Raw genomic sequence first — 20,711 nt, forward strand, 5'->3', positions numbered from 1 at the left:
CTCTCGTGCGGGGGTGGTCGGTTGGTGGGGGACAGAGTACGCGGCCCCGGGGAGGTCCGTACCGGGGCTGCGCAAACCCGCTGAGACGCCTGTCCGCCGGGCGGCCACCAGGGCCGTGAGCTGCGAGACTTGCTGTCATGAGCTTCCGTACGCCAGACCCCTTGCACCGGCTGATGCTCGACGACGTACGAGGGGCGCAGAAGATGCTGTCCGGGGTGGCCCGGATGACGGCGATGGAGGGCAGCCGTCATCTGTCGTCGCTGGTGGGGGCGCCGGTCCACCTCAAGTGCGAGAACCTCCAGCGGACCGGTTCGTTCAAACTGCGCGGGGCGTACGTACGGATCGCCGGGCTGCGGCCCGAGGAGCGGGCGGCCGGGGTCGTCGCGGCCTCGGCCGGCAACCACGCGCAGGGTGTCGCGCTCGCCTCGAAGCTGCTCGGGGTGCACGCGACCGTCTTCATGCCGGTCGGGGCGCCGCTGCCGAAGGTCGCGGCGACCCGGGAGTACGGCGCCGAGGTCCGGATGCACGGTCATGTCGTGGACGAGACGCTGGCGGCGGCGGAGCAGTACGCGCGGGAGACCGGGGCCGTGTTCATCCACCCCTTCGACCACCCCGACATCATCGTCGGGCAGGGCACGGTGGGCCTGGAGATCCTGGAGCAGTGCCCGGAGGTCCGGACGATCCTCGTGGGCATCGGCGGCGGCGGTCTCGCCGCCGGCATCGGGCTCGCGGTGAAGTCGGTGCGCCCGGACGTGAAGGTGATCGGCGTCCAGGCGGAGGGTGCCGCCGCCTACCCGCCCTCGCTGGCCGCCGGGCACCCGGTGGTGATCGAGTCGCCGGTGACGATGGCGGACGGGATCAAGGTGGGACGGCCGGGCGACGTGCCGTTCGCGCTGATCCAGGAGTACGTCGACGAGGTCGTCACGGTCTCCGAGGACGCGCTCTCCTCGGCGCTGCTGCTCTGCCTGGAACGGGCCAAGCTGGTCGTCGAACCGGCCGGTGCCAGCCCGGTCGCGGCCCTGCTCAGTGACCCGAAGGCCTTCGAGGGGCCGGTGGTGGCGGTCCTGTCCGGCGGCAACGTCGACCCGCTGCTGCTCCAGCGCATCCTGCGGCACGGCATGGCCGCCGGCGGCCGCTACCTGAGCCTGCGGCTGCGGGTCAACGACCGGCCCGGGGTCCTCGCGACCCTGCTCGCGGTCCTCACGGTGGCCGACGCGAACGTCCTGGACGTCAGCCATGTACGGACCGACCCGCGGCTCGGCCTGACCGAGGCGGAGGTCGAGCTGCACCTGGAGACGAAGGGCCCGGAGCACTGCCGCGAGGTGGAGGACGCACTGCGGGACGCGGGGTACACGGTGCTGGGCTGAGCGCCGTAGTCCCGGGCGCCCGCCCGTCGGGGTGCCGTAGCTCCGGGCGCCCGCCCGTCGGGGTGCCGTAGCTCAGGGCCCCGCTCTTCGCGGCACCCCGGCCCTTCGTGGCGTCCCGCCCGGTCAGCCCGTCCGGCGCTGCCGTCCCGCGCGGGACAGGAGGGTCACGAGTCCGCCGATCACCGCACCCGCAGCGACCAGCCCGAGGGGCTGGACGACTCCCGCGCCGCGGCGGGCGCCGGTGCGGGAGTCCCGGCGGACGACGAGAGCGGCGGGAGCCCCCTGCCGTACGGCGCCGGCCTCCCGTGCGGCACCGGTCTCCCGCACGGAACGGGCCTCCCGTACGGCCCCCGTGCGCAGGCCCGTCTCATGGGCGAGGGAACGCTCCAGGCGGATCAGGAGCGGACGCGGATCCTGCCCGGAGGCGAGCGCGAACTGCTCGACGGCGACCCTGGTCGGCAGCTGCTTCTGGTTCAGGAACCGCTCCCACGAGGAGCGGCTGTAGTGGGTGCGCTGCGCGAGCTGGCCGTAGCTGAGTTCCGTGGCTCCTTTGATCCGCCGCATCTCGGCGGCGAGCTCCGCCCAGGGCGTCACCCCGCACCCTTCACACCCGGCGCATCCCCCAGCCATCGCATGCGTCCCACCGGCCTGTTCCGTCCCGCCAGTCATCTACGGCTCCCCCCGATTTCCGTCGAACTCCCTGCCAGGCCCCCACCTTCCCCCGGCGGATCAACGGCCCACCAACAGCCGATCAACGGCGTCCCGCTCCCCGTCCCGAACCTCGTCCCGACCCCGTCCCGCCCCATCCCGCGCTGTCCCACCTCTCGTCCCGCCCCGCCCCGTCCTGTCCAGCCGGACCATGATCGTGTGGCGCGGATCACAAATTCACTGGGCGAGGCCGCCCCGGCAAACCTAGGATCGGTAGGAAACGCCCGAATTCAACGTCCGCATCTCCCTGGGAGTACCCACATGCCAGGCGCGATCTATGCCGAGGGTCTGGTGAAGACCTTCGGTGACGTACGAGCTCTGGACGGCGTGGACCTCGACGTACCCGAGGGCACCGTCCTGGGTCTGCTCGGTCCGAACGGCGCGGGGAAGACGACCGCCGTGCGCGTGCTGACCACCCTTCTCCAGCCCGACAGCGGTCGGGCCGTCGTCGCCGGGGTCGACGTCCTCAAGAACCCCGACGAGGTACGACGCTCGATCGGGCTCTCCGGCCAGTTCGCGGCCGTCGACGAGTACCTCACCGGCCGCGAGAACCTCCAGATGGTCGGTCAGCTCTACCAGATGAAGGCGAAGGCCGCGAAGGTACGGGCCGACGAGCTCCTGGAGCGCTTCAACCTCGCCGACGCCGCCGACCGCACCGCCAAGACGTACTCCGGAGGCATGCGCCGCCGTCTCGACCTCGCGGCGGCCCTCGTCGTGTCCCCGCCGGTCATGTTCATGGACGAGCCGACCACCGGCCTCGACCCGCGCAACCGGCAGGGCCTGTGGGAGGTCATCAAGGAACTCGTCGCGGGCGGTACGACCCTGCTGCTCACCACGCAGTACCTGGAGGAGGCCGACCACCTGGCCCACGACATCTGCGTGGTCGACCACGGCAAGGTCATCGCGCGCGGCACCTCCGACCAGCTCAAGGCCCAGACGGGCGGCGAGCGTGTCGAGGTCGTCGTGCACGCGTCGGAGATGATCCCCGGCGCCCGGGACGTGCTCGCCCGCTACGGCATCGAGGGCGTCGGCCACGGCGAGGTCTCCGTCGAGCAGCACACCCGCATGCTCACCGTCCCCGTCGCCGGCGGCGCCAAGCTGCTCGCCGAGGTCATCCGCGACCTGGACGCCGTCGGCGTCGAGATCGACGACATCGGACTGCGCCGTCCCACCCTCGACGACGTCTTCATCTCCCTCACCGGCCACGCGGCCGAGCGGGAGGCGGAGGAGAAGGAGAACGGTGCCGCGGCAGGGCCGGACGACCGCGGCCGCAAGCTGGTGAAGGAGACGGCCGAGTGAGCACGATGAACGACTCCCTGGTCATCGCCCGCAGGAACTTGATCAGGATGTCCCGGATCCCCGAGATGATTCTGTTCGGGCTCATCCAGCCGGTGATGTTCGTGATCCTCTTCACGTACGTCTTCGGCGGCTCCATGCAGATCGGCGACAGCACCGACCCGGACGTCTACAAGAACTTCCTGATGGCCGGGATCTTCGCCCAGACCGTCACCTTCGCCACGGCGGGCGCGGGCGCGGGCATCGCCGACGACATGCACAAGGGCCTCATCGACCGATTCCGCTCGCTGCCGATGGCGCGGGGCGCGGTCCTCACCGGCCGTACCCTGGCCGACCTCGTCCAGACCGCGCTGACCCTCCTGGTCCTCGCGATCGTGGCGCTGATCATCGGCTGGCGGCCCGGCTACGCGGAGCCGACCAACTTCGCGAGGGTCATGGCCGGCTTCGGCCTGCTGCTCCTCCTCGGCTACGCCTTCACCTGGATCGGCGCCCTGATCGGCCTGTCGGTCCGCACCCCGGAGGCGGCCACGTCGGGCGGCCTGATCTGGCTCTTCCCGGTGACGTTCATCTCGAACGCCTTCGTGGACTCCAGCAAGCTGCCCGGGTGGCTCCAGCCCGTAGCGGAGTGGAACCCGTTCAGCGCCACCGTCCAGGCCTGCCGCAAGCTCTTCGGCGACCCGGGCCTGTCCCCGTCCGACGCCTGGCCGATGCAGTACCCGGTGTGGGCGTCGCTGATCTACTCGATCCTGATCGTCGCCCTCTTCCGCACCCTGTCCGTACGCAAGTACCGCCGGGCGAACGGCTGATGGTTCCGGACCGGTGACCCGTCAGGGCAGATAGCCGGAGACGACGAGGCCGTCGGGGAGGGCGAGGAAGACCGCCCCTCCGGCGGCCAGTGCGTCTCCGGTGGCCTGCGGGCGGATGTCGTCCGGCACGTTGGCCTCGAAGCTCTCGTAGTCCTCGTCGTCGGAGGGGCCCGCAGCCGCGACGGAGGTCACCTCGTTCTGGCCCAGCGTGATCACCCGGTCGCCCGCGAAGTAGACCCGCTGCGGATCGCCTCCGATCATCGTCGGCGTCAGCGACCAGCGCTGCCGGCCGCTCCGCAGGTCGTAGGCGCTCACGGTCTGTCCGTTCGTGACCGCCACCAGACCGTCCGCGTTCACGGCGGGCCCCGCCGTCACCCCCGAACCGAGGGACCGCTGCCGCTTCAGCGACCCGGCGTCGAGCACGGCCACCGAGCCGTCCGGGGTGCCCGAGCACAGCACGCTGCCGCTCCGCTCGTGCACGGTGATCTCCTGGCAGCCCTCCGCCCCGCGCGCCGCCTCCTTGCCGGTCCGCGCGTCGAGCGCCACCGGCACGGTCCCGAGGGGGACGTACACGCGCCCGCCCGCCGCCACCGGCTGCTCGGGGATGCCGTCGACCGGCGCACGCCACAGCTCCCGGCCCACGTCCTTCCCGCTCCCGCCCAGCTTCACCGCCGTCACGAGCCCGGTGCCCTCGGCGTCCGCCAGGTTCATATAGGTGACGTTGAGGACGCCGTCGGCCAGGTCGGAGCCCTTCATCGCCCACTCGGCGCCGGGGCCGGGGAGCGTGCCCTGCTTCTCGCCGTCCTGGAGGCCGTACGCGACGGTCCCCGCCGCCTCCGTGACGTACACCCGGTCGTCGATGACCGCCGGGTACTGCGGTGCGGACCGCAGCCCGTCGGCGTTGGTGCGCGCCGGGACCGACCACAGCTCGTGGCCGTCCGCCGCGCTCAGCCCCATGAGCGCGCCGCCGGAGCCCGCGCAGACCAGCACCTTCGGGGAGAGGGAGCAGGCACCGTCGGCCGCCGTGGTCCGCACCATCCAGGGCGACCAGCCCGCCGGACGGTTTCCCCGGTCCGTCGCCGCCGTGCCGAAGTCGTTGGTACGGCCCTTCCCGCCGTACGGCAGGACGACCTGGCTCAGTGTCGCCGGGGCGGGATTTCCGGTGCCGGTCGCGCCGGGGGAGGCGCTGTCCGAGGCCGGGGGTCCCGCCGTTCCGCCGCCTTCCTCGCCGTTCCGGTTCAGCAGCACCACGCCCGCCGTCGCCAGGACGGCCACCGCCACGGCACCGGCCACGACCGTGCCCCACCTGCGGCGACGGGGTTCCTCGGGCGCGGCCGAGGAACCCCGTCGCCGGTTCGGGACGGCGGTGGGGGAGTACGGCACCACCGGGCCGAGCGTCGGCAGGTCCGCCACGCCCGCGCCCGAGGCCGCCGCCTCACCGGCCGTCCGCGCCGCCTCCCCGTACTCGGCGAGCAGCGAGAGCACCCCGCCCGGCCAGGGGAAGACCTCGGGGGCCTCCCCGCCGCCGAGGAGCGACACCACCTCCGCCGCCGAGGGCCGCTCGGCCGGGTCGAGCCGCAGACAGCGCTCCACCACCGGCCGTACCTCCTCCGGTACGCCGGTGAGGTCGGCGTCCGCGCGGATGATCCGGTAGACCACCGCGGCCATCTCGTCGTCCTGGAAGGGCCCCCGGCCGCTCGCGGCGAACGCGAGGACCGCGCCCAGACAGAACACGTCCGAGGCGGGCACCACCGCGCGGCTGCCGGCCAGGTGCTCCGGTGACATGAACCCGGGGGAGCCGACCACCAGACCGGTCGAGGTCAGCGCGGTCGCCTCGAAGGCCTGCGCGATCCCGAAGTCGATGAGCTTGGGCCCGGCCGCACCGAGCAGCACGTTCGCCGGCTTGAGGTCGCGGTGCAGCACCTTCACCCCGTGGACGGCCCCCAGGGCCGTGGCGAGGGCGATGCCCAGGGCCCGTACGGCCGCGGCCGGCAGCGCCCCGGACCGGACGACGGCCTCCGCGAGCGAGGGACCCGGCACGTACTCGGTCGCCAGCCACGGCGAGGGGGCGTCGGCGTCGGCGTCCACGAGCCGTGCCACCCCCGGCCCGTCCACCGTCCGCGCCGCCGCGATCTCCCGCCGGAACCGGGTCCGGAAGTCCCCGTCGACCTCCAGATCGCTCCGTACGGTCTTCACCGCGACCATCCGGTACGGATCGGCCGTCGGCGCGTCCGCCCGGCAGGCGAGATGCACCTCGCCCATGCCGCCCGCGCCGAGCCTGGCGAGCAGCCGGTAGGGGCCGACGAGCGTCGGGGGCTGCGCTGCGGGCAGAGCTTCCAGCACCGGACAGGTCCTCTCAGAAGGGTCACTCGGGCGTGATCAGGCGGGTGGGGTCAGGCGGATGCGATCACGCGGTGGGGTCACTTGGGGAGTTCGACGGAGGTGACGGCGCCCTTGTCGAAGACGATGTAGGCGATGCCGCCCACCGGCAGCACCTCCGGCTGCCGGATCGTCTTGAAGAGGTACTCGCCGAAGTTCGGGTCGTAGGCCTCCTCCTCGGCGCGCGGGCCGGGGGCGCCCGGCAGTGGCGTGACCGTGAGCCCGCCCGGCTTGCCGTCGGCGCCGAGCCGCACGGTGTAGAGCGCGGAGTAGTCGGCGTACACGACCTGGTCGCCCGCGAGCAGCGGTGCGGACCAGCTCTGCGCCAGGCCGGACGGAGCCTGCTCGGCCGGGAACGAGGCGAGTGTCCCGCCGGTGCGCGGGTCGAGGATCCGCAGGCCCTTGTCGAAGGCCACGACGGTACGCGGGCCGACCGCGGTGGGGGCCGCCCTGCCGAGTGCGCCGGGCAGCGACGCCTTCGAGGCGAGGGTGCGGGCGTCGAGCAGGTGCAGGTCCGTGTCGGTGTCGCTGCCGTACCCGGCGTCGGCGCAGTACGCCGACGCACCGAGCACCTTGATGTCCCGGCAGTCCTTGGCGTCGGGGTCCACCTGCCCGAGCTGGGTGCCCTTCCTGCCGTCGTACGCCACGAGCCCGCCCTGGCTGAGGGCGTAGACGATGCCCTGGGCATAGGCGACGGGCTCGTACGACCGGCGTTCGGCGGAGGAGATCTCACCGTTGGTGAGCTCCTCCGACCAGAGGCGCCGCCCGTCGGTCAGGGAGAACGCCGTCAGGGCGGCCCGGATCGTGCCGGTGTCCTCCGCCACCTCCGTCGTCGAGAAGACGATCTTGTCGGCGACGAGGGGCCGGGTGGTCCAGAAGCCCTGCGGGCCCGCGGCCGGCTTCTCCCAGCGGACCGCCCCCGTGCGCGCGTCGCGGACCTGGAGGGAGCCGCCGGTGACGAGGACCACGCTGCCGTCGTGGACCGTGGGACGCGTGGCATCCCCGCCCGTGAAGGGGTACCCCGTGGGGCTGATGTAGGTCTCGCCGGGCGTGTTCTCGGGGGTCGGGACGTCCCACAGCTTCTTGCCCGTCGCCGGATCCAGTGCCTCGTACCGCCCGTCCGTGGTCCGGCAGACGAGCACCTTCTCGCCGGCCGAGCAGCCGAACGCCGAGGTGCCGAGCTTCGCCTGCCAGGGCTTCCAGCCGGCCGGGCGCTGGGCGGTGTTCTGCGGGACGACCCCGGAGGCGTCGGCGAGGCCCCGGTCGTCGACGCCCGCGATCCGGGGCGCGGCGGGCGGCGCCGCCTTCGAGGGTGCCTGCGGCTTCTTCGGGCCGCCCTCCGGCCACAGCAGGTACGTGCCGACCCCACCGGCCACCACGGCCAGGGCCACGACGGCCGCGACCAGCCGCCTCCGGCGCCGCTGCCGTACGGGTGCGGCGGGGGCGGCGGCCGGCGCCCCCGGTGCCTGCGTCGGTACGGAGTGCAGCCCGGGCACCGCGGGGTTCACCACCGGGCGCCGGGGATCGAGCGCCGGGGCGACCTCGACCAGCGGGCCGCCCGAGGCGACGAGCTGCGCGAGCTCCGTCCCGTACGCGCCGATGTGGTCCCTTATCGGCTCGGGCCACGGGAAGACCTTCGGTGTGCCCCCGCCGAGCGTCTCCGCCAGCGCCTCCGGGGTGGGCCGGGCCGCCGGGTCCCGGGCCAGACAGGCGGCGACGATCCCGCGCAGCTCCTCCGGGACCCGGGTGAGGTCGGCCTCGGCCTCGGAGACCCGGTACAGGACGGCGGCGAGCGGCCCGTCGCCGAAGGGGTCCTCGCCGGTCGCGGCGTAACAGAGCAGCGAACCGAGACAGAAGACATCGGACGCGGCGGTCACCCGCCGGGCTCCGGCCACGTGCTCGGGGGACATGAAGGCGGGGGTGCCGACCATGAGACCGGTCGCGGTCATGGTGGTGGCCGTGCTGCTGCGGGCGATGCCGAAGTCGATCAGACGGGGCCCGTCGACGGAGAGCATCACGTTGCCGGGCTTGAGGTCGCGGTGCAGGACCCCGACCCGGTGCAGATCGGCGAGGGCCCGGGCGATGCCGGTGCCGAGCGCGCGGACGGTGGCGACGGGGAGGGCGCCGCCGCGCCGTACGGCCTGCGAGAGGCTCGGCCCGGGAACGTACGCGGTGGCCAGCCAGGGCACCTCGGCGTCGGCGTCGCCGCCGAGCGGGGCGGCGGCGTACGGGCTGTCGACGAGTGAGGCGACCCGGATCTCCCGGCGGAACCGGTCCCGGAAGGCGGGGTCACCGACGACGTCCTGCCGCACGGTCTTCACGGCGACGAAGGTCCCGTCCGTGTCGGAACCGTCCCGCCCGAGGAAGACCTCGCCCATCCCGCCCGCCCCGAGCCGGGCGAGCACCTCGTACGGTCCGATCCGGCGTGGTGCGCCCTCGCGCAGTGGTCCCAGCACTTCGCCATCCCCCTTGTGACGCGACGTCAGGCCGCGTCGGTCAGGCCGCATCATTGCATGTGCATGCGGCACCGAACGCAGCACGAAGGGCCGGCCCCGGTGGGGCCGGCCCTTCACGGAGAACAGGTGCCTCAGCCGGTGTACGGCTTCGCGCTGAGGATCTTCACCGCGGCCTTCTTGCCGTTCGGCAGCTCGTACTGGGCGTCGTCGCCGGCCTTCTTGCCGTTGACACCGACGCCGAGCGGCGACTGCGGCGAGTAGGTCTCGATGTCACCGCTCGCGTACTCGCGGGAGGCGAGCAGGAAGGTCATCGTGTCGTTCTCGTCGCCGTCGAAGGCGATCGTGACGACCATGCCCGGCTCGACGACGCCGTCGTCCGCCGGGGCCTCGCCGACCTTGGCGTGCTCGAGGAGCTGGGTCAGCTGCCGGATGCGGAGCTCCTGCTTGCCCTGCTCCTCCTTGGCCGCGTGGTACCCGCCGTTCTCGCGCAGGTCCCCCTCTTCGCGGGCGGCGGCGATCTTGATGGTGATCTCCGTGCGCGCGGGACCAGACAGGTACTCAAGCTCGTCCTTGAGCTTGTTGTACGCCTCCTGGGTGAGCCAGGTGACGTTGTCGCTGGTCTGGGTCACAGGTGCTCCTCGTAGGTACTGGGAATACAAAGCATCGCCCTACACGGGAAAGCTGTGTGTCCCGGGTGGGCGAAACCACGAGCCTAACAATGAGTGGCGAAAAGCGGGAGGACATAAACCATCGGGATGGCGTCACCCCAGGTCACCGCAGTGACTCGCCGGGACTCGACACCCCGTCCCTACCCACCGCTACCGAGCCGTACACCCCAGGAGCTCCGCGCTGGTCGCGCGCGCGGTGGTGCGGAGCGAGAAGACCTGGTCGACCCGGGTCGCGGGGTCGTCGACCCGGACGTCCTTGCGGGCCACCTCGGCGCCGTCCTCGGAGCGGGAGCGCAGGGTGCAGACGCCCTCGACGCCCTCGTCCTTGCGGATCTCCAGGTGCACCTGGACCTCGGTGGCGCTCACCACGTCGAACTTGATCATCTCGGCGCTGATCTTGCTGTCGACGACGTAGTACCAGCCGAACCAGCCCAGCAGGCCGAGGAAGAGGACGCCGAGCACCGCGCCCGTGATCTTGAGCTTGCGGTCGGCCGCCTCGTCCGCGGAGCGTCCGTAGCGCCCCTCGGGCAGCTGCTCTCGCACCGCGCTCATGATCGATCCTCTCGAAGCCGGGGGTGGCGGAATTTTCACTCCCCCGATTCCGTCACTATAGAGACCACCCTCCGCGTCGAATCACTGAGGATCGAGTCTTGACTGAGCAGCTGCGACTGATGGCCGTTCACGCCCACCCCGACGACGAGTCGAGCAAGGGTGCGGCCACGATGGCCAAGTACGTGTCCGAGGGGGTGGACGTCATGGTGGTGACGTGCACGGGCGGCGAGCGCGGCTCGGTCCTGAACCCCCAGCTTCAGGGTGACGCCTACATCGAGGCGAACATCCACGAGGTGCGCCGCAAGGAGATGGACGAGGCCCGCGAGATCCTGGGCGTCTCCCAGGAATGGCTGGGATTCGTCGACTCGGGCCTGCCCGAGGGCGACCCGCTGCCGCCGCTTCCCGAGGGCTGCTTCGCCCTGGCGGACGTGGACGCCGCGGCCGGGGAGCTGGTCCGCAAGATCCGCTCCTTCCGTCCGCAGGTCGTCACGACCTACGACGAGAACGGCGGGTACCCGCACCCCGACCACATCATGACCCACAAGATCACGATGGTGGCCTTCGACGGTGCGACCGACACCGAGAAGTACCCGGAGGTCGAGTTCGGCCCGTCGTGGCAGCCCCTGAAGCTCTACTACAACCAGGGCTTCAACCGTCCCCGGACGGTCGCCCTGCACGAGGCGCTGATCGCCCGCGGGATGGAGTCCCCGTACGGCGAGTGGCTGGAGCGCTGGAAGGAGTTCCAGCGCGCGGAGCGGACGCTCACCACCTTCGTTCCCTGCTCCGAGTTCTTCGAGACCCGCGACAAGGCCCTGATCGCCCACCGCACCCAGATCGACCCCGACGGCGGCTGGTTCCGGGTGCCGATGGACATCCAGAAGGAGGTCTGGCCGACGGAGGAGTACGAGCTCAGCAAGGCACTGGTGCCGACCTCCCTCCCCGAGGAAGATCTCTTCGCGGGCATCCGCGACAATGCCTGACATGAGCGCACACCTGGCACTGACCCAGCTTGTCCCCTTCGCCGCCGAAGAGCTGGACGAGAACAAGGTGACCCCCGGCGTCCTCGGCTTCGTCGTCTTCGCGGTCCTGGCCCTCGCGGTCTGGCAGCTGATGAAGTCGATGAACCGCCACATGGGCAAGGTCTCCTTCGAGGAGGCCCCGGACCCGGCCGCCGCCCCGGAGACCCCGGCCTCCTCGGCCGGCGCACCGGGCAAGTAGCGACGGACGCCCCCTGTCCCGTACCTCGGTGGTACGGGACAGGGGGCGTTTCCGTATCCGTTTCCGTATCCGTCTCCGTACGGAGCTACTCCACCGGCACCCCGAGGACCTCCCGGGCGTGCCGGCTCGGCACCATGCCCAGGTCCCAGGCCTGCCAGGGCGTCGACGGGTGGACCCCCCGGTCCAGGAGCACGGCATACGCCTCGGCGCAGTCGTCGAGCCGCGGGTCGCGCGCCGGATGCCGGTCCGCGACCAGCGCGGCGAGCTCCTCGCGGGCCGTGACCGTCCCCGGCTCCGGGCTGCCCGGGACCGCGTGCGGGAGCAGGGTGCAGCGCAGGAATCGGGCCCAGTCGGCGCCCCGCAGATCGCCGTACGAGCCGAACAGGGCACGGGCCTCGTCGCACAGCCCGAGCGCCTGCGGCACCCGTGCGTTGCCGGCGTCGATGATCGCCAGCTCCAGACAGGTCCAGGCCTCGCCGTGCGGCACCCCGATCCGGTGGAAGTCCGCCCGCGCGTCCACCAGCAGCTGCCGGGCGAAGCCGGAGTTGCGCAGGCCGCCGGTACGGGCCGCGAGCTGGTCGCGGGTGACCCGGCCCGAATGGTGCCGGGCACTGGCGAGCCCGTACACGTCCCGCATCCGCGAGAACATCGTCCGGGCCCTGCCCAGTTCCCGTACCGCGTCGTCCCGGTCGCCGCGCTCCTCCAGGGCGTGCCCCAGGTGGTACAGCGTCCACGCCTCCCCGCGCGCGTCCTCCTGCTCCCGATGCCGGGCGAGCGCGCCGCGCAGCTCCTCGACGGCGGGCTCCGCGTCCCCGGCGGCGAGCCGCGCCCGGGCGAGCTGCGTCAGCGCCCAGGCAGCGCCGCGCCCGTCGTGGATCCGCCGGTAGCCGTCGAGGGCGTCCCGCAGCTCGGCCTCCGCGCCCGGCACGTCACCGCGCAGCAGCAGCACCTGGCCCCGCTGGAAGTGCGCCCACGCCTGGCCGTGCGGCGACTCGTGCTCCCGGTGCAGGGTGAGCGACCGGTCGAGCAGCGCCGCGGCCTCCGCGAGGTTCCCCCGGTCCCGCTCCACGGCCGCGAGCGCGTGCAGCGTCCAGCCCCGGTCGACGGCGAGCGCGTCCGGCTCCTGGAGCGCGAGCGCCTCCCTCAACCGGGCCGCCGCCTCCGCGAGTCGGCCCTGGTGGTGCAGCGTGATGCCGAGCGAGCAGAGCGCGAGCGCCGCCTCCGCGTCCTGGTGGGCCTCCTGGTAGAGCGAGACCACGGACGTCAGGGTCGTCCGCGCCTTGTCGAGCTCGCCGAGCTGCCGGGCCGCGATCCCGGTCCGCCACTGCACCGAGCGGGACAGCTGCCCCTGCCCGACGGACTCGGCCAGCTCGTTGATCTCGCCGAGCCGGTAGAGGTCACCGCGGAGCAGGCAGTAGTCGCAGAGCGCGCCCAGCAGATCGAGCACGGTCTGCTGGTCGACGCCCTCCGTGTGCCGCAGGGCCGCCGTGATGAAGCTGGACTCCTCGTCGAGCCAGCTCAGGGCCGCCTCCAGGGAGCCGAACCCGTGTCCGTCGAAACGGTTGGCTCGGGTCGACATCTTGCCGTCGACCATCCGGATCACCGCGTCCGCGAGCTCCGCGTAGTTCCGTATCAGCCGCTCCTGCGCCGCCGCGGTCTCCGCCGCGTCCTCCTCGTCGCGGAGCCGGGCCGCCGCGAAACCGCGCACCGCGTCGTGCAACCGGTACCGCTCCCCGCGCACAGGGGCGAGCAGCCCCGCGTCGGCGAGCTCCCGCAGCAGCCGGGCGCCCTCGGGGCCGCTCCCGCCGAGCAGCGCGGCGGCGGCCGCGGCACCGAGCGAGGCCCGCCCGGCGAGCGCCAGCCGCCGGAGCAGCCGCCGGGCGTCCTCGTCGAGATCGAGGAAGTACCGTACGGAGAGGGCGCGTTCGACGGGATCGGGATTCCAGTCCGGCCGGCCGAGCTGCCGCGCGAGCTCCTCCATGGAACGCCGCCCCAGCAAGGAACCCGCCGTGCGCAGGGCCAGAGGAAGCCCGCCGCACAGCTCCCGGATCCGGTCGAAGGCCTCCGCGTCGTACGGGCCGGGGTCCGCCGCCTCCGCCGCAGCCCGCAACAACTCCTCCGCCCCGGCCGCGTCGAGGGCCGCCACCGGCAGCGCGTGCACGTCGGCCGGTACGTCCGCCCCCATGTCCAGCGGCTCCCGGCAGGTCACCAGGACCAGGCTGTCGGAACGCTCCGGCAGCAGGGCCCGCACCTGGGCCGCGTCCACGGCGTCGTCCAGGATCACCGTCACGGGTACGCCGGTCAGCTGCCGCTGGTACAACTCGGTGAGCCGCCGCACCTGTTGGTCCGCCGTGGCGCCCTCCCGGAACAGCAGCCGCTCGCGCGGGGCGCCGAGCCGGTTGAGCAGATGGAGCAGCGCCTCCCGGGTCGCGAGGGGCCGCTCACCGCTCGCGTTCCCCCGCAGGTCCACCACGCACGCGCCGCGGAACTGGTCGCGCAGCGCGTGCGCGGCCCGCACCGCGAGCGCCGTCCGCCCGGACCCGGGCTCGCCGTGCAGGAGGACCACCGTCGGCCGGGTCGCCGCCGAGGCACGCCCCGTCTGCACCCACCGGGTGATCCGCGCCAACTCCTCCCGCCTCCCCGCGAACTCCCCACCGGGATCCGGCAGATGCCCGAACGACCGCTCAAGCACGGCCCGTCGCCGAGCGGCCGCACTCCGATCGCCCCCACGCATCCGCTCGGGCCGCGGCCCCGCACCGACGGCACCCCCGGCCCCACCCCACCCGCCGGCCCGCGCGCCCTCGGGGCCGGTCCCGGCCCACGCGTCGCCCTCGGGATGGGCCCCGGTCCGCGCCCTCTCGTCGCCGGCCGGCGTCCGCCCGCCGGCCCGCGCGCCCTCGGGACCGCCCCCGGGCAGCGCCGCCTCGGGAAGGGCCCCGGCCCGCGCCACCTCGGCGCCGTGGGCGTCCGGGAGCGGTGCCCGTTCCTCTCGCCGGCCGCCCGCGCGAACCGGGCGAGCCTCTCCGGCGCCACCCGCGCGATCCCCACGCTCCCGCTCCAGGAAGGGCCGCATCCCCCGAGCCTCCAGCGCGGCAAGCCACCGCAGCCGCGCCGCCTCGACGACGCCGGGCCGACCACCCGCTCCCGCCCGGCCGGGCCCGACCGCCGCCCCGCGCCCCGCCGTCGCCTTCAGCACGGTCGCCGCCGCGCCCGCCACCGCCACCACCGCGCCCGCGCCGAGTGCCGTCCCCGTCGTCGTACCGAGCGCGAGGTCCGCGCCGACCGCGGCGACGGCCGCGACTCCGGCGACGAGCGCCGGGCCACCGAACACCGGACCGGAGGAACCGCTCGCTGCAGACGCAGACGCAGGCCCGGCCTCCGCCTCCTCCACGGCCCGCAGATACGCCGCGTACTCCTCGGCCGCACCGGCGGCCATCACGTCCAGCGCGGACCGGCCGCGGGCGAGGAGCGCCTCGGCGCCCACCCGGCCCCCGGAACTCCGCAGCTCCTCCTCCACCACCCGCTGCCACAACCGCTCAGCCTCGGCCCGGTGACTCTCCCGCATGCTTCCCCCTGGCGCGCGTTCCCGACGATCGGCCCCTGAGACCCCGTCAGGCCCCGGACCGTGCGCGTCCAGTGTGCTGCGCGGCGTGCGTCGGCGCGAGAGAGCCGGAGGAGGGAAGAGGCGGCTGCTGTCGGGACGGGCGAATCGAAGCGGAGATCGCGCACATCGCCCTTCACCGTCCAGGGCGCGTCGACACTCGCCGCGTTCCAGGAGCAGGCCATGTGGGTCACGCTCGCGAAGATCCGGCCGGTGGTGCGGATCGCGGGTCTGGACGTGGCGGGCGTCAACGGGTCGTACGCGGGACTCGTCGTCGTCCTGCTCGGCGTCCTCGTGATGAACGAGATGCCGACCGCGCCCGGCGCGGCTCTGACCGCGCTGGGTATCGCCGCCTGCTGCGTATGGGCGGGCCTGCGCCGGACGGGATGGTCCCTCCGCCCCCTCATCACCCGCCTCGGCCGGGTCTAGGGGTTGTCGAGAGTGGCTCCCGGTCCGACGGGGGCAGGGCTCCCGCGCGAGTCCGCGGCGGCAGGGCAGGATGGGCACCATGCCGAACCGACTGGCCCATGAGACCTCCCCGTATCTCCTTCAGCACGCCGACAACCCGGTCGACTGGTGGCCGTGGTCGGCCGAGGCCTTCGAGGAGGCCCGTCGCCGCGACGTCCCCGTGCTGCTCAGCGTCGGATACAGCTCCTGCCACTGGTGCCACGTCATGGCCCACGAATCCTTCGAGGACGACGCCACCGCGGCCCTGGTCAACGAGAACTTCGTCGCCGTCAAGGTCGACCGCGAGGAGCGCCCCGACGTCGACGCCGTCTACATGGAGGCCGTCCAGGCCGCCACCGGCCAGGGCGGCTGGCCGATGACCGTCTTCCTCACCCCGGACGCCGCCCCCTTCTACTTCGGTACGTACTTCCCGCCCGAGCCCCGCCACGGCATGCCCTCCTTCCCGGAGGTCCTGGAGGGCGTCACGGGCGCCTGGGCCGACCGCCGCGACGAGGTCGGCGAGGTCGCGGAGCGCATCGTCAAGGACCTCGCGGGCCGCTCCCTCGCCTACGGCGGCGACGGCGTCCCCGGCGAGGAGGAGCTCGCGCAGGCCCTCCTCGGCCTCACCCGCGAGTACGACGCGACCAGCGGCGGCTTCGGCGGCGCCCCCAAGTTCCCGCCGTCGATGACCCTGGAGTTCCTGCTCCGCTGCCACGCCCGTACGGGCTCCGAGGGCGCCCTCCAGATGGCCGCCGACACGTGCGAGGCGATGGCCCGCGGCGGCATCTACGACCAGCTCGGCGGCGGCTTCGCCCGCTACGCCGTCGACCGCGCCTGGGTCGTGCCCCACTTCGAGAAGATGCTGTACGACAACGCCCTGCTCTGCCGGGTGTACGCGCACCTGTGGAAGGCGACCGGCAGCGATCTGGCCCGCCGGGTCGCCCTGGAGACCGCCGACTTCCTGGTCCGCGAACTCCGCACCCCCGAGGGCGGTTTCGCCTCCGCGCTCGACGCGGACAGCGACGACGGCACCGGCAGGCACGTCGAGGGCGCCTACTACGCGTGGACCCCGGAGCAGCTCACCGAGGTCCTCGGCGCGGAGGACGCCGCCCTCGCCGCCGCCCACTACGGCGTCACCGAGGACGGCACCTTCGAGCACGGCAGCTCCGTCCTCCAGCTCCCGCAGGAGGCCGGTCCGGCCGACGCCGACCGGATCGCCTCGATCGCCGCCCGGCTCCTCGCCGCCCGCGAGGAGCGCGAGCGTCCGGGCCGCGACGACAAGGTCGTCGCCGCCTGGAACGGCCTCGCGATCGCCGCCCTCGCCGAGACCGGCGCCCTCTTCGACCGCCCCGACCTCGTCGAGCGCGCCACCGAGGCCGCCGACCTGCTCGTCCGGGTCCACATGGACGAGTCGGCCCGCCTCACCCGTACGTCCAAGGACGGCCGGGCCGGCACCAACGCGGGCGTCCTGGAGGACTACGCCGACGTCGCCGAGGGTTTCCTCGCCCTCGCCGCCGTCACCGGCGAGGGCACCTGGCTGGAGTTCGCCGGCTTCCTCCTGGACCTCGTCATCGACCGCTTCACCGCCGAGGGCGGAGCCCTCTACGACACGGCCCACGACGCCGAGGCCCTGATCCGCCGCCCGCAGGACCCCACGGACAACGCCGCCCCGTCCGGCTGGACCGCCGCCGCCGGCGCGCTGCTCTCGTACGCCGCCCACACCGGCTCGGACGCCCACCGCACCGCCGCCGAAGGCGCCCTCGGCGTCGTCAAGGCCCTCGGCCCCCGCGCTCCCCGCTTCATCGGCTGGGGCCTGGCCGTCTCGGAGGCCCTCCTCGACGGACCCCGGGAGATCGCCGTGGTGGGCGCCCCCGGCGACGAGGCCTTCCGGGAGCTGCGCCGTACCGCGCTCCTGGCGACCGCCCCCGGCGCGGTGCTCGCCTTCGGCGCCCCCGACAGCGATGAGTTCCCGCTGCTCAGGGACCGTCCGCTGGTGGCCGGTGGTCCCGCCGCGTACGTGTGCCGTCACTTCACCTGTGACGCGCCGGTCACCGACCCGGCCGAACTCCGCCGGAAGATCTGAGCCCTCCGGCGGAACGGGTACGGCCCCGCGACCCCTCCGAGGAGGGGCGGCGGGGCCGCACCGTGCCGAGCGTCGTCGCTCAGCTGTTGCCGGCGCCGTTGCCGGACAGCACGGGGATGTCGCTGAGGATGTGCGACAGCGGCTCGTCACCCTTGGCCTGGGTGGAGTTCTCGGTGCACTGCTGGTTCTGCGGGGAGGACAGGACGTTGATGTCCTGGACGGCGATCGGGACGGCGCCGCCGATGGAACCGGCGTTGAGCTTGGCCGGCAGGCCGATGCACGGCTTGTTCAGAGAGCCCTGGACGAGCGCGAACTGCGGGCTCATGTCGCCGTGGGTGGTGGAGTTTCCGAACGACTGGTGCGCGCCGTTGCCGGACAGCGAGGTGGTGCCACCGTCGTCGGCGATCGCGAGCGCCTGTCCGGCACCCGCCGCCGTCGCGCCGAGCACCGACGCGGCCACAGCAGCCGTAGCCAACAGCTTCTTCATTGTTCAGGCCTTTCGGATCGTGGCTCGCTGAGTGCCGAGCCGTGCTGATCAACTGGTCAGAAGCACGGAGGTTCCGCGAAGTCCACCGGACGGACTACGGGCAGATGAGCGAAGTCCCCGGCGTCGGCCGGTAGGCGCCCACGGGAATCTCGCTGGGCGCGACCTGGTCGGCGGCCGGCAGCGGCCGGTCCTCGCGCAGGCGCCCGAAGACCTTCGCCGCCCCCTCCTCGTCCCAGGCGAGCGTGGACCCGACGCCCGCGATGTCGGGGTTGAAACCGCGTACGGGAACGGTCGCGAACTCCATGCGGTCCGGGGGCAGGTCCCGCAGTCGCCCCGCGAGCGTGAGCAGCTCCGTCGGGGAGATCCCTCGTTCGGTCGCGCCGGTCCCGCGCAGGGTCTCCGCGAAGTCCCTCAGTCGGTCGGGGTCGTCGAGGAAGCCCTCGTTGAGCCGCTCCAGGGTGTTCACCACAAACTTCTGCTGCTTCTGGATGCGGCCGAAGTCCATCTGTCCGTCGGCCTTCCGCGACCGTACGTACTGGAGCGCCTCGCCGCCGCCGACCGGCCTGGTCCCGGGCGCCAGGTCGATTCCGGTGGCCGGGTCCTTGAGGGCCTTCTCCGTACAGATGGGGACCCCGCCGTCGACGCGGTCCACGGTGTCCATGAAGCGCCGGAAGTCGATCTCCAGGTACCGGTGGACGGGCAGCCCGGTCATGGACTCGACGGTCTCCACCGTGAAGGAGGAACCGCCCTCGGCCCAGGCACCGTTGATCTTCGCCTGGTGGGCGGCGTGCAGCTTCCCGGTGCGCCGGTCGCGGTGCTGGTCGGGGAAGGAGGTGAGCGAGTCGCGCGGCAGACTCACCACGTCGACCCGGTCGTTCTGGGCCGAGACGTGCACGAGCATCATCACGTCCGTGCAGTCGCACTCCTTCCCACCGAGCCGGAAACGTTCCTTCTCCTCCTCGGTGACGCTCTTGCGGCTGTCGATGCCGACCACGAGAAGGTTCAGCCCCCGTTCGGGGGCGGGGAGATCGGTGGGTGCGGCGGCGAGGGCGCCCGGAGCGAGGGCGGCGAGGGCGGCGAGCGCCGCCGGGACGAGCAGCGGACGTCGCGGTCGCCGTGGTCGCGGGAATTTCATGCCCGCACGGTAATTCGATCGTGCTCGCACACAGATACACGACGCGACATGAACAGGGCGAATCACTCTCCTGCGGCGCCTGTGGAATGATGCGGGAATCGCAGCGGAAGGAGCGAAGATGGCGCCGGATCCCGGGAAATGGGAACGGATGGCCTTCATTCCGAAGAGCCGATATGTGAGCGACCCGCCCCCGACCGACCGCACACCATTCCCTGTCTATTCCGCACTGGTCACCCAGTGGGTACAGGCGGGGCGGACGGTGCCGGGCATGCCGGACCGGGAGTGGGAACGTCTGATGGCGACCCCGATCTGGCCGAACTGGTAGCGACGGGAAGCGGGGACACGAAAGGGGCCGCCCCGGAGGGCGGCCCCTGACGTGTGAACGTCGTCGCGCGAAGTGCGGAACGTCAGTTGTTGCCGACGCCGTTGCCCGACAGGACCGGGATGTCGTCCAGGATGTGCGAGAGCGCCTCGTCACCCTTGGCCTGGGTGGAGTTCTCGGTGCACTGCTGGTTCTGCGGGGACGACAGGACGTTGATGTCCTGGACGGCGATCGGGACGGCGCCGAGGATCGAACCGGCGTTGACCTTGGCCGGCAGGCCGACGCAGGGCTTGTTCAGGGAGCCCTGGACGAGCGCGAACTGCGGGCTCATGTTGCCGTACGTGGCGGAGTTGCCGTACTCCTGGTGCGCGCCGTTGCCGGACAGCGACGTGGTGCCGCCGTCGTTGGCAATGGCGAGCGCCGGGGCGGCCATCGCTGCGGAGGCGCCGACGATGGAGACGGCGGCGGCCGCGGTGGCCATAACCTTCTTGATCACGGGAGTTCCCTTCTAGAACCGGCTCCGTGCAGGGAGCGCCCTGATCAACTGGCTTCGGACGCAGGGGTTCCGCTGTGTCACTCCCTTGGCGGAGCGCACTCGGCAGCGCGAAACGAGGACCCAGTCGAACGAGTGAAGCGCCGGAACCAAAGCCCTCGCGCGCAGTTGATCCCCTCGCATCAATCAGGTCGATTGGTGGGAACAGGAACGGAATCACCGTGATCAAGAAGATTATGGCGGCTGCGGCTGTTACGGCCTCTGTTGTCGGCGCTTCTGCCGCGATGGCCTCCCCGGCGCTCGCCATCGCCGACGACGGCGGCACCACCTCGCTGTCCGGCAACGGCGCGCACCAGTCGTTCGGAAACTCGAAGACCACCGGCGACTTGAGCCCGCAGTTCTCGGCCGTCCAGGGCTCGCTGAACAAGCTCTGCCTCGGTGCTCCGGTCAAGGCCAACCTCGGTTCGATCGGCGGCGCCGTCCCGATCGCCGTCCAGGACGTCAACGTCCTGTCCTCCCCGCAGAACCAGCAGTGCACGGAGAACTCCACCCAGGCCAAGGGTGACGAGCCGCTGTCGCACATCGTGGAGGACATCCCGATCCTCTCCGGGAACGGCGCCTACAACGGCTGATCCGTCTCGCGCACGCCAGGGCCGGAGGGAACGAACACGTTCCCTCCGGCCCTGTTGTGCG

General features: G+C 72.7%; 18 protein-coding genes. 9 read left to right on the plus strand and 9 right to left on the minus strand.

Annotation, left to right across the window (positions count from 1 at the left end):
• Nucleotides 1-137 precede the first annotated feature (137 nt).
• Nucleotides 138-1,367: a threonine ammonia-lyase gene (gene ilvA / locus OG462_RS27545; protein WP_406061609.1), complete on the plus strand. Its 1,230-nt coding sequence runs from the start codon at nucleotides 138-140 to the stop codon at nucleotides 1,365-1,367.
• 123 nt (nucleotides 1,368-1,490) lie between these two features.
• Here the strand turns inward: ilvA and OG462_RS27550 are convergent, their stop codons facing one another.
• Nucleotides 1,491-1,961 carry a helix-turn-helix domain-containing protein gene (locus OG462_RS27550; protein ID WP_406061611.1) on the minus strand — a complete coding sequence of 157 codons (471 nt, stop codon included), beginning with the start codon at nucleotides 1,959-1,961 and terminating at the stop codon, nucleotides 1,491-1,493.
• 375 nt (nucleotides 1,962-2,336) lie between these two features.
• On the opposite strand from OG462_RS27550, the gene OG462_RS27555 reads away from it, so the two are divergent.
• Nucleotides 2,337-3,374, plus strand: a complete 1,038-nt coding sequence (locus OG462_RS27555; RefSeq protein ID WP_406061613.1) for an ATP-binding cassette domain-containing protein — start codon at nucleotides 2,337-2,339, stop codon at nucleotides 3,372-3,374.
• Between the two features lie 5 nt (nucleotides 3,375-3,379).
• A complete protein-coding gene (locus tag OG462_RS27560; RefSeq protein ID WP_406066743.1) occupies nucleotides 3,380-4,177 on the plus strand; it encodes an ABC transporter permease in 798 nt (265 codons plus the stop codon).
• 21 nt (nucleotides 4,178-4,198) lie between these two features.
• Here OG462_RS27560 and OG462_RS27565 read toward each other — a convergent pair whose 3' ends face one another.
• From OG462_RS27565 to OG462_RS27580, 4 genes are all read right to left on the minus strand, one after another.
• Nucleotides 4,199-6,520: a protein kinase domain-containing protein gene (locus OG462_RS27565; protein WP_406061615.1), complete on the minus strand. Its 2,322-nt coding sequence runs from the start codon at nucleotides 6,518-6,520 to the stop codon at nucleotides 4,199-4,201.
• 77 nt (nucleotides 6,521-6,597) lie between these two features.
• A complete protein-coding gene (locus OG462_RS27570; protein WP_406061617.1) occupies nucleotides 6,598-9,012 on the minus strand; it encodes a protein kinase domain-containing protein in 2,415 nt (804 codons plus the stop codon).
• 131 nt (nucleotides 9,013-9,143) lie between these two features.
• Nucleotides 9,144-9,641 (minus strand): transcription elongation factor GreA, encoded by a 498-nt coding sequence (gene greA / locus OG462_RS27575; RefSeq protein ID WP_406061619.1) that lies wholly within the window; start codon nucleotides 9,639-9,641, stop codon nucleotides 9,144-9,146.
• A gap of 189 nt (nucleotides 9,642-9,830) precedes the next feature.
• Nucleotides 9,831-10,232: a DUF4307 domain-containing protein gene (locus OG462_RS27580; RefSeq protein WP_406061620.1), complete on the minus strand. Its 402-nt coding sequence runs from the start codon at nucleotides 10,230-10,232 to the stop codon at nucleotides 9,831-9,833.
• 98 nt (nucleotides 10,233-10,330) lie between these two features.
• On the opposite strand from OG462_RS27580, the gene mca reads away from it, so the two are divergent.
• Both mca and OG462_RS27590 read left to right on the plus strand, forming a co-directional pair.
• The gene (mca, locus tag OG462_RS27585) at nucleotides 10,331-11,212 is read left to right on the plus strand and encodes a mycothiol conjugate amidase Mca (RefSeq protein WP_406061622.1); all 882 of its coding nucleotides are present in this window, start codon (nucleotides 10,331-10,333) and stop codon (nucleotides 11,210-11,212) included.
• On the plus strand, nucleotides 11,205-11,450 hold the full coding sequence (locus tag OG462_RS27590) for a hypothetical protein (RefSeq protein ID WP_406061624.1): 246 nt from the start codon (nucleotides 11,205-11,207) through the stop codon (nucleotides 11,448-11,450). The genes mca and OG462_RS27590 overlap by 8 nt, the downstream gene beginning before the upstream one ends.
• Before the next feature lie 85 nt (nucleotides 11,451-11,535).
• Here OG462_RS27590 and OG462_RS27595 read toward each other — a convergent pair whose 3' ends face one another.
• Nucleotides 11,536-15,015, minus strand: coding sequence for a tetratricopeptide repeat protein (locus OG462_RS27595; protein WP_406061626.1), 3,480 nt, complete (start codon nucleotides 15,013-15,015; stop codon nucleotides 11,536-11,538).
• Nucleotides 15,016-15,234: 219 nt separating this feature from the next.
• Here OG462_RS27595 and OG462_RS27600 point away from each other — a divergent pair, with 219 nt between their 5' ends.
• Nucleotides 15,235-15,480, plus strand: coding sequence for a hypothetical protein (locus OG462_RS27600; RefSeq protein ID WP_406061628.1), 246 nt, complete (start codon nucleotides 15,235-15,237; stop codon nucleotides 15,478-15,480).
• Between the two features lie 79 nt (nucleotides 15,481-15,559).
• Nucleotides 15,560-17,581, plus strand: a complete 2,022-nt coding sequence (locus OG462_RS27605; RefSeq protein ID WP_406061630.1) for a thioredoxin domain-containing protein — start codon at nucleotides 15,560-15,562, stop codon at nucleotides 17,579-17,581.
• 79 nt (nucleotides 17,582-17,660) lie between these two features.
• Here OG462_RS27605 and OG462_RS27610 read toward each other — a convergent pair whose 3' ends face one another.
• Both OG462_RS27610 and OG462_RS27615 read right to left on the minus strand, forming a co-directional pair.
• On the minus strand, nucleotides 17,661-18,068 hold the full coding sequence (locus tag OG462_RS27610) for a rodlin (protein ID WP_406061632.1): 408 nt from the start codon (nucleotides 18,066-18,068) through the stop codon (nucleotides 17,661-17,663).
• Between the two features lie 94 nt (nucleotides 18,069-18,162).
• Nucleotides 18,163-19,203, minus strand: a complete 1,041-nt coding sequence (locus OG462_RS27615; RefSeq protein ID WP_406061634.1) for an LCP family protein — start codon at nucleotides 19,201-19,203, stop codon at nucleotides 18,163-18,165.
• Nucleotides 19,204-19,321: 118 nt separating this feature from the next.
• Here OG462_RS27615 and OG462_RS27620 point away from each other — a divergent pair, with 118 nt between their 5' ends.
• Nucleotides 19,322-19,528 (plus strand): hypothetical protein, encoded by a 207-nt coding sequence (locus OG462_RS27620; protein WP_406061636.1) that lies wholly within the window; start codon nucleotides 19,322-19,324, stop codon nucleotides 19,526-19,528.
• An 82-nt stretch (nucleotides 19,529-19,610) separates the two neighbouring features.
• Here OG462_RS27620 and OG462_RS27625 read toward each other — a convergent pair whose 3' ends face one another.
• Entirely contained in the window at nucleotides 19,611-20,021 is a 411-nt protein-coding gene (locus OG462_RS27625) for a rodlin (protein WP_406061637.1), read from the minus strand.
• A gap of 218 nt (nucleotides 20,022-20,239) precedes the next feature.
• On the opposite strand from OG462_RS27625, the gene OG462_RS27630 reads away from it, so the two are divergent.
• On the plus strand, nucleotides 20,240-20,650 hold the full coding sequence (locus OG462_RS27630) for a rodlin (RefSeq protein ID WP_406061639.1): 411 nt from the start codon (nucleotides 20,240-20,242) through the stop codon (nucleotides 20,648-20,650).
• Nucleotides 20,651-20,711 lie beyond the last annotated feature (61 nt).

The sequence above is a fragment of the Streptomyces sp. NBC_01077 genome (assembly GCF_045162855.1).
GTDB lineage: Bacteria > Actinomycetota > Actinomycetes > Streptomycetales > Streptomycetaceae > Streptomyces.